11 protein-coding genes and 1 pseudogene are annotated in these 12,643 nt (G+C 56.7%); 9 read left to right on the top strand and 3 right to left on the bottom strand.

Annotation, left to right across the window (positions count from 1 at the left end; genetic code table 11):
• Together PGS10_RS25160 and PGS10_RS24140 are read left to right on the top strand one after the other, a co-directional pair.
• A pseudogene (locus tag PGS10_RS25160) lies at positions 1-89 on the top strand (formate dehydrogenase); the annotation flags it as partial.
• 28 nt (positions 90-117) lie between these two features.
• Positions 118-912 (top strand): hypothetical protein, encoded by a 795-nt coding sequence (locus tag PGS10_RS24140; protein ID WP_316423594.1) that lies wholly within the window; start codon positions 118-120, stop codon positions 910-912.
• Here PGS10_RS24140 and PGS10_RS24145 read toward each other — a convergent pair.
• From PGS10_RS24145 to PGS10_RS24155, 3 genes are all read right to left on the bottom strand, one after another.
• A complete protein-coding gene (locus PGS10_RS24145; protein ID WP_063414385.1) occupies positions 891-1,349 on the bottom strand; it encodes a (2Fe-2S)-binding protein in 459 nt (152 codons plus the stop codon). The two genes, PGS10_RS24140 and PGS10_RS24145, sit on opposite strands and share 22 nt — an antisense overlap.
• A 43-nt stretch (positions 1,350-1,392) precedes the next feature.
• Positions 1,393-4,608 (bottom strand): molybdopterin cofactor-binding domain-containing protein, encoded by a 3,216-nt coding sequence (locus PGS10_RS24150; protein WP_316423595.1) that lies wholly within the window; start codon positions 4,606-4,608, stop codon positions 1,393-1,395.
• Between the two features lie 289 nt (positions 4,609-4,897).
• The gene (locus PGS10_RS24155) at positions 4,898-5,668 is read right to left on the bottom strand and encodes a DeoR/GlpR family DNA-binding transcription regulator (protein WP_045397662.1); all 771 of its coding nucleotides are present in this window, start codon (positions 5,666-5,668) and stop codon (positions 4,898-4,900) included.
• A gap of 92 nt (positions 5,669-5,760) precedes the next feature.
• On the opposite strand from PGS10_RS24155, the gene PGS10_RS24160 reads away from it, so the two are divergent.
• The 7 genes from PGS10_RS24160 (at position 5,761) to PGS10_RS24190 (ending at position 12,628) form a co-directional block, all read left to right on the top strand.
• Entirely contained in the window at positions 5,761-6,144 is a 384-nt protein-coding gene (locus tag PGS10_RS24160; protein ID WP_316423596.1) for a VOC family protein, read from the top strand.
• 29 nt (positions 6,145-6,173) lie between these two features.
• Positions 6,174-6,824: a CatA-like O-acetyltransferase, family 1 gene (locus PGS10_RS24165; RefSeq protein ID WP_316423597.1), complete on the top strand. Its 651-nt coding sequence runs from the start codon at positions 6,174-6,176 to the stop codon at positions 6,822-6,824.
• A gap of 183 nt (positions 6,825-7,007) precedes the next feature.
• Complete coding sequence (locus PGS10_RS24170) at positions 7,008-8,711, top strand: ABC transporter substrate-binding protein (RefSeq protein ID WP_308958422.1); 1,704 nt, start codon at positions 7,008-7,010, stop codon at positions 8,709-8,711.
• Between the two features lie 44 nt (positions 8,712-8,755).
• Positions 8,756-9,712: an ABC transporter permease gene (locus tag PGS10_RS24175; protein WP_015705201.1), complete on the top strand. Its 957-nt coding sequence runs from the start codon at positions 8,756-8,758 to the stop codon at positions 9,710-9,712.
• A 2-nt stretch (positions 9,713-9,714) separates the two neighbouring features.
• Positions 9,715-10,662 (top strand): oligopeptide ABC transporter permease, encoded by a 948-nt coding sequence (gene opp4C, locus PGS10_RS24180; protein ID WP_045397668.1) that lies wholly within the window; start codon positions 9,715-9,717, stop codon positions 10,660-10,662.
• Entirely contained in the window at positions 10,659-11,639 is a 981-nt protein-coding gene (locus tag PGS10_RS24185; protein ID WP_047046519.1) for an ABC transporter ATP-binding protein, read from the top strand. Before opp4C ends, PGS10_RS24185 begins: the two co-directional genes overlap by 4 nt.
• Positions 11,636-12,628, top strand: a complete 993-nt coding sequence (locus tag PGS10_RS24190) for an ABC transporter ATP-binding protein (RefSeq protein ID WP_045397671.1) — start codon at positions 11,636-11,638, stop codon at positions 12,626-12,628. The genes PGS10_RS24185 and PGS10_RS24190 overlap by 4 nt, the downstream gene beginning before the upstream one ends.
• Positions 12,629-12,643 lie beyond the last annotated feature (15 nt).

Raw genomic sequence — 12,643 nt, forward strand, 5'->3', positions numbered from 1 at the left:
GGATTGCCGATCAGCGCGCGGCGGAGCAGTACGTGATCGATGAGTACAACAAGCTGAAAGCCCGCCTGCGCGAAAGCGCGATGGGTTAAGGTTCGACGGCCATACCAACCCTCCCCGGTGGCGCTTACGCTTACCGGGGCTACCGACCGACTACCGAACCGTAGCCCGGATAAGGCGCTGTGCGCCGCTATCCGGGAACCCTCCCCGGTAGCGCTTACGCTTACCGGGGCTACCAACCGAATACCGAACCGTAGCCCGGATAAGGCGCTATGCGCCGCTATCCGGGACCCCTCCCCGGTGGCGCTTACGCTTACCGGGGCTACCAACCGACTACCGAACCGTAGCCCGGATAAGGCGCCATGCGCCGCTATCCGGGAATCCTCCCCGGTGGCGCTTACGCTTACCGGGGCTACTAACCGAATACCGAACCGTAGCCCGGATAAGGCGCTGTGCGCCGCTATCCGGGAATCCTCCCCGGTGGCGCTTACGCTTACCGGGGCTACCAACCGAATACCGAACCGTAGCCCGGATAAGGCGCTATGCGCCGCTATCTGGGAATCCTCCCCGGTGGCGCTTACGCTTACCGGGGCTACCAACCGACTACCGAACCGTAGCCCGGATAAGGCGCTATGCGCCGCTATCCGGGAATCCTCCCCGGTGGCGCTTACGCTTACCGGGGATACCGACGACTACCGAACCGTAACCCGGATAAGGCGCCATGCGCCGCTATCCGGGAATTCTCCCCCGGTGGCGCTTACGCTTACCGGGGCTACCAACGAATATCAAACCGTAGCCCGGATAAAACGCTATGCGCCGCTATCCGGGAATTCTCCCCCGGTGGCGCCTTATCCGGCCACCAAATCGCACAAAACAGCAGCCCCGGTACAAGATCACGATTTAATCGCGTGTTGAATGGAGTCAATAATCGGCTGATAGCCGGTACAGCGGCACATATTGCCTTCTAATACATCCTTTATTTGCGCTTCGTCCGGGTGCGGCTCTTTGGTTAACAACTCGGTGGCGCTGACCAATACTCCCGGCGTACAGAACCCGCACTGCACGCCGCCCTTCTCAATAAACGCATCCTGTAATTTTTGCGTAATCGGATTATCGTTTAACCCTTCCAGGGTCTCGATCTCCGCTTCATCACACTGTTCGGCCAGTACCAGACAAGAACAAACGGCGCTACCGTCCATCAGCACCGTGCAGGCGCCGCATTCGCCAATCGAACATCCCTCTTTGGTGGCGGTAAGATGCAATGTATCCCGCACCAGATCCAATAGGCGCATATTGCCTTCTACTTTTGCTTCCACCAGCTTGCCGTTTACCTTCACTTTAATTGTGCTCATAGCTTTATCCTGTACAGGGCGCTCTGGCGCCCTGATTGAATCATTAAATCCCTGAGGCCCGTTGCGCCTCGGCCATCATGTCGCGGAACATATTGACGAACACCGGCTGCTTATATGCCGCCGACCAGCGCTTGCCGATGGCCGCATAGATAAGCTTATCCAGCACTTCGCAGGCGCTATCGATGGTGTCGTTGTTCAGTGGTTTCCCCAGCAGACAGCGCTCAATATCGAGCAGCCGCTGCGGCTTACTGAACAGCGCGCCGTCCACCAGCCGGCAGTAGCTCACCGTGCCATCATCAGCAAAGTCCAGTAACGCGCTCAGGCTCTGACGGGTGATGTTGAGGGCGTTGCGCCGCCCTAACTGGTGATAAAACCCTTTCGCCTGCGGGCGCGCCGGCGGCGGCAGTATCACTTTGGTCAGCAGTTCATCCGGCTGGCGCTGGGTCTTGTAGCCAGACAGCAAGAACTCGGCCAGACCGAGGGTGCGTGCGCCATTTAGCGAGCGCAGTTCGATGCGCGCGTCATAGAGGATGGCAGGCGGAATGGAATCGCCGCAGGGCGCGGCGTTGACGATATTGCCGCCGATGGTGGCGCGGTTGCGGATCTGGTGCGAACCGACGGTATGACAGGCCTGCACCAGCAGCGGGTAACGTTCGCGCAACAGCGGATGATCGGTAATACGGTTAAAGGTCATCGCTCCGCCAATGATGACCTCATGGCTGACCGGATCTTCGCTCACCTGCGTCAACTCCGGCAGACGGGAAATATCAACCAGCCGCATCGCGCGGGTTTGCAGACGCCCCTGCACAATTACATCGGTACCGCCGGCGATAGCCGTCACGCCCTCTTGCGCCAGCAGGGCTAACGCCTCCTGCAGGCTTTTCGCGCGAGTCACTTCCACGTCAGTGAGACGCAGCACCTGCTTCTTGTTTTCCGCCTCCAGCATCATTTCGCTTTGGCGAACCGGCTTTTTCAGGTTGTAGCCGAGGATCACCTGTTCAAGGGTCAGCGGTAATTTATTAAACCGCGTCTCGAGGGCGAAACTTACCGCGTTGTTGATAGCCGCCGCCGCGAGTTCAGTGGCCGGCTCGCCGATCCCCTTCGCCCCCAGAGGCCCGGCGATATCCGGGTTTTCTACGCCGATAATCGTCATCGGCGGAATATCTTTCATCGTCGGTAGCAGGTAGCTGTCGAAGTTTTCCGATTTGACCCGGCCGTTTTCAATGTTGAAGTCTTCCAGCAGCGCATAGCCGAAACCCTGCGCCACCCCACCGTAAACCTGGCCTTCAAAACCCACCGGGTTGAGTACCCGACCCACGTCATGGGCGGCGGTAACATGCAGCAAATCGGTTTTACCGGTGCTGGTATTCACCCGTACCTCCGCCACCTGGCAGCCGTAGACCCAGGTAAAGTACGGGCTGCCGCAGCCTTTTTCTTCATCCCAATGAATGGGCGGCGGCACAAACCAGCCGTACTCGGTCAGGCTGACGCTGGCCCATTTGGTCTTATTAACCGCGGTTTTGAAGTCAATACGCCGTTCACTGTCCTGGGCGTTGATGATAAAGCCGTCCTGCCACAGGGTTTCTGCCAACTCGCGGGTGCCGATGCTGTCGCCGACGACGCTAAGAATACGGCGTTTTATCTTGTCGGCGGCGTCAAGAATCGCCCCGCCGCCGACCATTGTCCCGCGGGTCGCCGCCGTCGATCCGCCGTCGCCGATAACCGAGGTCGGCGGCTCCATAAAATGCAGTTCAGAAAGAGGAATACCAAAGGCTTCCGCGGCGATTAGCGACATCGCGGTTTGCAGACCCTGACCGTTTTCCGATACCGATGTCGCCAGATTGACGCTACCGTCTTCATTGACCTGGATAAGCGCCGTCGAAGTATCAACCCCTTCCGCGCCAATGGAACAGCCGCGATAGCTCAGCGCCAGGCCAATACCATATCGATAAACGCCGCCTTTTTGGTTCAATTCACGATAGTGCTGGCGTTTTGCCGCAAATTCCGAGGCATTCACCGCCTTACTCAGGACTTCAGTCGCCGAGACGGTGTGTTTATCAAACCGCTGCCCGGTGACCGAGGTATCTCCCTGACGCAGCGCATTCACTTCACGCACCGCCACCGGCGAGAGATTGAGCACTTCGGCAATTTCATCCATAAAGGATTCGTTGGCGTAAACCACCTGTGGTGAACCGAAACCACGCATCGCCGAGGTATAGCTGTTGTTGGTATAGACGGCTTTGACGTCGATATGGACGTTATCAATATTGTACGGCCCCGCCGCCTGCACCGAAGAACGCCAGGTGACGAACGGGGAAGACGCCGCATAACCGCCGCTATCGGCAAGAATATCGATTTTGATCGACAGAATACGCCCGTTGTCGTCCACCCCGGCGCGATACTTCATTTTATAAGGGTGGCGCTTACAGCTTTCGATAATGGACTGCTCGCGGGTGTAGGTAAATTTAACCGGACGACCGGTAAGCCGCGTCATCAATGCGGAACGGCAGGCCAGATGATCGATGATGTCGTCTTTCCCGCCGAACGAGCCGCCCATCACCGCGCGTTTGACGTTAATCTGGCTTTGCGGACAGCCCATAAACTTAGCCACGAAGCTGCGTACGCGGTGCGGGTTCTGAATGGAGCCGGAGATAATCAGGCTACCATCGGTAGGATCAAGCCAGGTCAGTACGACTTCCGGTTCGATGTAGGCGTGTTCCTGGAAGCCCACTTCATATTCACGTTCAATCACGTGACTGGCTTCGGCAAAGCCTTTGGCGATGTCGCCCTTAACGGTGTGGTGATGGGCGGCGATATTATCGCTGCGCTCCGGGTGAATTCGCCGGGCGTCCGCCGCCAGCGCGGCTTCTACGTCCGTTAGCGGCTCATAAGGCGTATAGCGCACATGTATTTTATCCGCCGCTTCGCAGGCGGCTTCATAACTGGTTGCCGCCACCACGGCGACGACATCGCCGTGGAAGACCACCTCGTCTTTGACGATAGGCAGATAATCTTTGACGATGATCCCCACGACCGGTGTACCGGGGATATCCTGCCAGGTGGCGATTTTTACTACGCCTGCAACATTCAGCGCCTCGCTAAGATCTATCGCCTCGATTTTCCCGGCGGGTATATCCGCAAAGCGGCAAACGCCATACAGCATGCCCGGTAAGGTAATATCGTCGCCATAAACGGCCGTTCCTTTGACTTTCGCCAGTCCATCCACGCGCCGTAGCGGCGCTGAAGGTGAAGCACACATAACAGTCCCCTCAATGATTATCCGTTGCGGGCAATCCCGGGTTCGCTAAACGTCGCGCTATCCATAACCCATGGGAAAAGCCACTTCACCGATAACAAATCCAAGATTTGTGCCAGAAATCAATGAGGTGCTGCGTAAGCTTCGTTTTTGTGAGTCGCCGCGCAAAATACGGCTAAAGTGCGGAGAAAATAGCGCTACTAAGGCCGCGGCCCGCAGGGCAGAAACATTTCGCCGCCATTTTTATCAAAGTGATAGCCCGGTTTTCTCAAATTAATAATTTGCCCCTGTACTAGACGGTATAGATACGGATCTCGTGTTCACGGAAAGCATCCCGGTATTTACGGCTAATGTTTTCCTCCACCACCAGCACGTCAATGGCGCTGCTTTCAGCTACCACAAAACGCGCGACGGCGGGGATTTTATCTGAGGTTAAGCCAACGATAATCTCACTGCACTGTTTGATAACCGCTTTCTTAAATTCACAATCGGCGTGATCAAAGCCGGTTAAACCTGACTCCGGAGCCATCGCGCAGCCGCCAATAAACCCCTGGTCAAAGAGGATCCCCTGCACCTGGGCCACCGCCGATGCGCCGACACAACCGCCAGCCGCGCGTTGCACCAGACCTCCGAGCATCACAACCTCGTAAAGCGGTTTTTTAAGCAGAACCGCCGCGATTTCCGGAGAATTGGTGACCACGGTTAAGGCCAGCTCGCCCGGTAGCGCTTCCGCCATTGCCAGATTGGTGGTGCCGGTATCAATAAAAATACAGCCGCCCGGTTTCACTAGCTGTGCGCACTTCTGTGCGATCCTGCTCTTTGTTGCCCTGTTTTTCTCTTTACGTTCGCTGTACTCCATGGATTCCGGCAGGGTCATCACCGCGCCGCCGTAGACTTTCTTACAATATCCTTCTTTGCTCAACTCATGAAGATCGCGGCGAATAGTATGTTCAGAGACCTGTAAGCGCTGGGCCAAATCGGCGCAGACGACCCTACCGTCCTCCTGCAGGATCTGACAAATCAGCGCTTGTCGTTGCTGAGGGAAAGCAGCATAATCGAGCACAATAACTCCTTTAAATAAACATAACGAGCAGCAAAGAGCATAATCATTCACTCATGCGCATGCTGTCAACCCGAACCCTTCCGAGGTAAATTATGAAAGTTGCCCATATCGCCCTCTGGACCCGCCATCTTGAGCAACAAGCACGCTTTTGGGTGGAGTTTTTTGCCGGTGAAATCAACGAAAAATACCACAGTAAAACCAATCCTGGTTTTGAATCCTACTTTGTAAAAATTGGCTCTGACCTGGCAATTGAGTTAATGGCCAAACCCGGCTTACAGGACTCGCCCCGCGATAACAACCATACGGGGTGGGCGCATCTGGCGATCGCCGTCGGCGGCGTGGATCAGGTTAATGCGTTAGCCAAACGCGCTGAAATGGCGGGAATTTTAGTCTCTGCCCCGCGCACCACCGGTGATGGCTATTATGAGGCGGTTATCAAAGACCCGGATGGTAACCTGGTGGAAATCGTCGCATAGTAAGGGAAACCCACATGAAGGAGTCAACCGTGGCACATTATCGCGTCATTGATAAAGCGAGCTGGCCTCGCCTGGATCATTTTACGTTCTACCGTACCTTTGCCAATCCCAGCTTCAATCTGTGCGTACCGGTCGAAGCGCAACAGTTGTATACCTGCGCGAAGGACCACGGCGTCTCCTTCTTCCAACTGGCATTATTCGGCCTGTTGCGCGCGGCCAACGCCGTACCGCAGCTAAAACAGCGCCTGCGCAACGACGATATCATCGAATATGACGCCATCTCGGTGATGACGCCGATCATGACGGCCAGCGAAGGTTTTCGTCAGGTATGGTGCGATAACGCCGCTGATTTCCCCGCGTTTAGCGCCGCCGCAACGCCGCGCATTGAGGCCGCAAGAAGCACCAATCCCTCACCGCTTATTGTGGAAGAAGAAAATTTCTTTTGCGCCAGTTGCCTGCCGTGGCTGCACTTCAGCGCCATGACCCATGCGGAATACTACGTTGGCGCGGCGGTGCCCGCCCTGACGTGGGGGAAACTGAAAAATGGCATCATTCCGGTTGCCGGCCGATTTAATCACGCTTTTGTGGATGGCCTGCACGCCAGCCGTTTTTATGCCGAAGTTGAATATTATTTCGCCAATCCGCAGACTCTGTGGCTGCCGGTTGAGGCCCGCGATTAGCTGCCGCGGCATAAAGAACAATCCACTATGACTTCCCCGAAAACCGGCATTATATTGCCGGTTTTTTACTAATGCGAAATGGCTATAAACCATAGCGTTTCGTTGTTAGACAGTATTCAGCGCGCCTCTTATCTTCGTCATGAATTGTAAATAACAACGCAATCATTTGATGAGGTAGCACTTTTGTCCAGATTACGGCAAGGATTAAAAACCAGACAAACGCGCTTCGCGCTGGCGCTGAAAGTGGCGCTACTCGGTAGCATGGTGGCATTTTCTTCTGTCGCCAACGCCGACGATATCCTTAAAGAAGGGATCACTCCCGCAACCGATGCCAGCCAGATCCCGGCAAGCGCCAAACTGCGTAAAGACACGGTGGTGGCCGGCATTTCTGAACCGCAGGGGATCTTTAACCCTTACTTCTTCGTCAACGGTTGGGATGAGAACGTCACCAACGTTATTTTCTCGCGCCTGATTGACTGGGACAGTCAGGGTAAGCTGGTGCCGGGGCTGGCTGAGAGCTGGACGGTGAGCGCGGATAACAAAGTCTATACCATCAAATTACGCCCTAACCTGACCTTCAGCGACGGATCGCCACTCACCGCGGAGGATGTCGCCTTTACGCTGACCGTTCTGCTCGACCCGAAATATGACGGCGACACCGATATTACTCTGGCCAATATCGCCGGCGGCGCAGAATATAAAGCCGGCAAAGCCGATAGCGTGAGTGGCCTGAAAGTTATCGATCCGCTGACCCTGCAGGTTACCACCACTCAGCCGGGCGCGACGACGCTGGCGAAAATCGGCGGTCCGGTATTATCGAAAGCCTGGTACGGCAAAGGGTATCAACGCGGAAATCTGGATTATCTGCGTTCTCTGCACGGAAAACCGCTGGGTAACGGCCCGTATGTCTACGATAAATATATTCCCGGTCAGGAGATTCGCTTCCACGCCAACACGCATTTTTACCGCGGTACGCCGCCAACGCCACGCTTTATCTATCGCGTGACCAATCCGTCCACCAATTTCCAGTTATTCCAGACCGGCGAAACCGACTACGACGCCTTCACCTCGCGTCCGGATGATATTGAGCAGCTTAAGATGCTCGGTTTTGCCAATATCAACCTCTACGGTTCCAGCGACTACAGCCAGGTGGAGTTCAACGTCCATCGCCCGGCACTACAGGATAAAAAAGTGCGTCAGGCGCTGATTTACGGGCTTGACCGCCAGAAGTTAATCGACGTGGTGTATCAGGGATACGGCAAGGTAGCCATTGAACCGATCGCGCCTATTTCCTGGGCTTTCAACGCGCAGGGCGTCAACCCCTATCATTACGATCCGGCGCAGGCGAAAAAACTGCTCGATGAAGCGGGCTGGCTGCCTGGCGCCGATGGCATCCGCGTGAAAGACGGTAAACGGCTGGAGCTGACCCTGCTGGCGAGCAAAAAAGTCATTAACGATGCGCTGATCCCGATTGCCAAAGAGAACTGGCGACAGATCGGCGTGCTGCTGAAACCGCAGGTGGTTGATTTCAACGCGCTGATGGCGCAGCGCAAAGCAGGTAATTACGATCTGGCGTCGTTTAGCACCAGCACCCTCAACGATCCGCATGACGGCGTGTGGGACTTCTACAGCAGCGAAGCCAAAGAGTCGGGCTACCACAATGCTGAAGTCGATAAGCTTATCAATGCGGGTAACGCGGTGCTGGATGTCGAACAACGCAAGCCTATCTATCACCAGCTGTACCAGGTGCTGGCCGAGGATCCGCCGGTTATCTTGCTTGGATACCGGGAGATTCTTTCCGCCAGCAGCGCCCGCGTGACCGGCTTTAAGCCGGATATCTATAACGGCCTCACCGGCAGTTTGCCGGACGTGAAAATCGTGAAGTAAATCCCCCAGCCGCCGGCCCCCCCGGCGGCTGATGTGAGAATGTTATGAAAAATTTCATCCTGAGGCGCTTATTGCAAACGCTGCCGATGCTGCTGCTGGCCTCCTTTATCATTTTTATGCTCTTTGCCAAAACCCCCGGCGACTTTATCGATGGCAATATCACCTTGACGGCCGCCCGCGCCGCCGAACTGAAGGCGATATACGGCCTCGACCAGCCGCTTTTCACCCGCTACCTTCACTGGCTGGGGCAACTGCTGCGCGGGGATTTAGGCTTCTCGCTGCAATACCAAATTCCGGTCAGCCAGTTACTGAACCAGTACATCTGGAACTCCTTCCTGCTGGCGAGCGTGGCGCTGGTTTTCTACTGGGGTATCGGCCTGACGGTTGGCGTGGTCTCCGCGCTCAGACCTAATTCCTGGTTTGATCATCTGGTGAGTATCGCGGTGTTCGCCGCGATGTCCTTTCCCACCTTTTTCCTCTGCCTGCTGCTAATTAAGTGGTTTGCCGTCGACCTTCACTGGCTGCCGGTAGGCGGGATGACCAATACCGGCAGCGACGATAGCGGCTGGCAGTATGTGCTGCAGGTCGCCGCCCATCTGGTACTGCCGGTACTGGCGCTGGTGATGCTGCAGGCCGGTAGCCTGACGCGCTATTTTCGCGCCAGCATGCTCGACGTGGTGAAGATGGATTTCATTCGTACCGCCCGTGCTAAAGGGCTGCGAGAACGCACGGTTATCATGAAACACGCGCTGCGCAATGCGCTACTGCCGGTCATCACCCTGCTTGGCTTTGAACTGCCGGGATTGTTCTCTGGCGCCATCATTACCGAAAAAGTATTTAACTGGCCGGGGGCCGGACACATTCATATCGATTCGCTGGCCGCTCGCGACTATCCGGTATTGATGGGGTTTACCCTGTTTCTGGCGGTGCTGACGATCATCGGTAATTTACTGGCCGATGTGCTCTACGCGTGGGCCGATCCGCGCATTCGAGTGAGGTAATGATGATAACTTCCCTGTTTGGCCACCGTCGCCGCCTGCGCCAGGCGACAATCCCCGCGCTCGCGCAAATAACTCCCTCTCCATGGCATCAGGCGTGGCGCCAACTGCGCCGCAACCGAATGGCGATGCTGTGTTTAATCCTGCTTGCGGTGATGGCCCTGTGGTGCGCGCTCGGGCCGATGTGGTCGCCGTGGAAAGATGACGCCACCGATGCGCTGATGATCAACAAACCACCCGGCGCCGAACACTGGTTAGGTACCGATTTTCTTGGCCGCGATATCTATACGCGTTTACTGCTGGCCGGGCGCATTTCACTGATAATCGGCCTGTTGACTATGCTGCTATCGGTAACGCTGGGCTACCTGCTGGGAGCGCTGTCGGGCTATGTCGGCGGGCTCACCGATAAACTGATCATGCGGCTAGCCGATCTGGTGATGACGATACCCGGCCTGCCATTATTAATCGTCGCCGGCGCGATGCTCTCCGAGCTCGACTTTTCGCCGGATTCCCGCATCTGGATGGTCGTAATTATGCTCAGCCTGCTGGAGTGGCCGAAGCTGGCGCGGCTGGTGCGCGGGCAGTGCCTGTCGCTACGCGAGCGCGATTTTATGCTGGCGACGCAGGTACTGGGACTCTCGGCGCGTCGCCGGCTGTTCGGTCACCTGCTGCCCAATACCATCCCGATTCTGGTGGTGATGGCGACAATGGCGGTCGCTAACGCCATTCTGAGCGAATCGGCGCTGAGCTATCTCGGCCTCGGCGTGGTACCGCCGACACCATCGTGGGGCAACATGATGGATGCTGCTAACAGCCTGATTGATTTTCAGCGGCGACCGTGGCTATGGATGCCTCCCGGGATTGCCATCTTTATTACTGTGATTGCTATTAATGTGCTGGGCGACGGCCTGCGCGACGCAATGGACCCGAAAATGAAACAGAGGCTGAAATGAGCACGCCATTAATTTCTTTTAAGCAACTTTCTGTCTCTTTCGCTGCTGAAGGTAGCCGGGTGCGCGCGGTACAGGAGGTCTCTTTTTCGATTCAGGCCGGGCAAACGGTAGGTATCGTCGGTGAGTCCGGCTGCGGCAAAAGCGTGACCGCCATGTCGTTAATGGGCCTGCTGCCTCCCCAGGCCGCTCGCATTGACGGCGGCGAGATCCATTTCGAAGGACGCGATCTGCTCAAGCTGAAAGCCCGTCACATGGCCGACCTGCGCGGCAACCAGTTGGCGATGATCTTCCAGGAGCCGATGTCGGCGCTCAACCCGGTACTGACCATAGGCGAACAGCTCTGCGAGCCGCTAATACGTCATCGCGGTGACTCGCCGCAAGCCGCCTGGCAGCGCGCAATACAACTGTTAAACGAGGTGGGACTGGCGCGCAGCGAAAGCCTGATGGCGAACTATCCACACCAGCTTTCCGGCGGCATGCTACAGCGGGTAATGATCGCCATGGCGCTGAGCTGCCGGCCAAAATTATTAATAGCGGATGAACCGACAACCGCGCTGGATGTCACCGTACAGGCGCAGATCCTGCGACTGCTGCGCGACCGCGCGCGCGAAAACCAGATGGCTCTGCTGCTGATCACCCACGATCTGGGAGTGATCGCACAGATGGCCGAACGGGTAGTGGTGATGTATGCCGGGCGGATCGTCGAACAGGGAACCACCGCCGAGGTACTGCGCCAGCCGCAGCATCCCTATACCCGCGGTCTTATCGCCTCTCGCCCGGTGCCGGGCGCACGCCGCCGGCGGCTGTACTCCATTCCCGGCCAGGTACCGGACCTCGCGCAACTGCCTGCGGGCTGCGCGTTTGCCGATCGCTGCCAACAGGCAACCGCGCGCTGCCGCCAGGATACACCACCACTTTTGGGGCCCTCTCACCAGGCGGCCTGTTTTTATAGTGAATTCACGGAGTCGGTGGCATGAATCAGCCCTATATCATTGAAGTTAATGGCTTGAAAAAGTATTTTCCGCTGCGCGACGGCCTGTTCGGCCAGCAGACCGGGGAACTGCGCGCGGTCGATGACGTCAGTTTTAATATCCGTCCGGGAACGATTTTCGGCCTCGTCGGAGAATCCGGTAGCGGTAAAACCACCGTTGGCCGCACCTTGCTTGGATTGTATGAAAAAACCGCCGGCAGCATTAAATTCCGCGGTCAGGAGTTATCCGAACTGTCAGCGGCAGCAATGCAGGCTTTACGGCCAAAAATTCAGCTGGTATTTCAGGACCCCTATAGTTCACTGAATCCACGCATCCGCATCGGCGAGGCGATTGGCGAGGCGATGCTGCAGCATAAACTGTGCACGCGCGCTGAACTCTATGAGAAAGTCATTGCGGTGATGAAAATATGCGGGCTGGCGCCTCAGCATTACCACCGTTTTCCGCATGAATTTTCCGGTGGTCAGCGGCAGCGCATCGGCATCGCCCGCGCGCTGATTCTTAATCCGGACTTTATCGTCGCCGATGAACCCATTTCCGCACTCGATGTGTCGATTCAGGCGCAGATTATCAATCTGTTTGCCGACCTGCGCGACGAACGTGGCGTCACTTTTCTATTCATCTCACATGACCTCGGGGTAGTGGAGCATCTGTGCGACGACGTGGCGGTGATGTACCTCGGTCAACTGGTGGAAACGGCCAGCCGCGATGCGCTGTTTAGCCGCCCTCTTCATCCCTATACCCAGGCGCTGCTGGCCGCAGTCCCCACGCTGGATCCTGATAGCGAGCCGCTGGCGGTCGTTCAGGGGGAAATTCCCGACCCTTCCCGACCGCCTGCCGGCTGCCGCTTTTCATCCCGCTGCCCGCAGGCAAACGAACGTTGCCGTCGCGAACCGCCGCGTCTGCGCGAAATCGCGCCGGGGCACCAGGTCGCCTGTCATGAAATTGAGGCTGAATCGCGCGTGGTTATCGCATAACAATAACGGCAATAA

Origin of the sequence: Klebsiella sp. 141153, from assembly GCF_032601995.1 — a bacterium.
GTDB lineage: Bacteria > Pseudomonadota > Gammaproteobacteria > Enterobacterales > Enterobacteriaceae > Klebsiella > Klebsiella aerogenes.

What these genes read in the sequence shown, in the direction of transcription:
- PGS10_RS24145 (WP_063414385.1), bottom strand. Translation starts at nt 1,349, where the DNA reads ATGAGCACAATTAAAGTGAAGGTAAACGGCAAGCTGGTGGAAGCAAAA.
- PGS10_RS24150 (WP_316423595.1), bottom strand. Translation starts at nt 4,608, where the DNA reads ATGTGTGCTTCACCTTCAGCGCCGCTACGGCGCGTGGATGGACTGGCG.
- PGS10_RS24160 (WP_316423596.1), top strand. Translation starts at nt 5,761, where the DNA reads ATGAAAGTTGCCCATATCGCCCTCTGGACCCGCCATCTTGAGCAACAA.
- PGS10_RS24175 (WP_015705201.1), top strand. Translation starts at nt 8,756, where the DNA reads ATGAAAAATTTCATCCTGAGGCGCTTATTGCAAACGCTGCCGATGCTG.
- opp4C (WP_045397668.1), top strand. Translation starts at nt 9,715, where the DNA reads ATGATAACTTCCCTGTTTGGCCACCGTCGCCGCCTGCGCCAGGCGACA.
- PGS10_RS24185 (WP_047046519.1), top strand. Translation starts at nt 10,659, where the DNA reads ATGAGCACGCCATTAATTTCTTTTAAGCAACTTTCTGTCTCTTTCGCT.
- PGS10_RS24190 (WP_045397671.1), top strand. Translation starts at nt 11,636, where the DNA reads ATGAATCAGCCCTATATCATTGAAGTTAATGGCTTGAAAAAGTATTTT.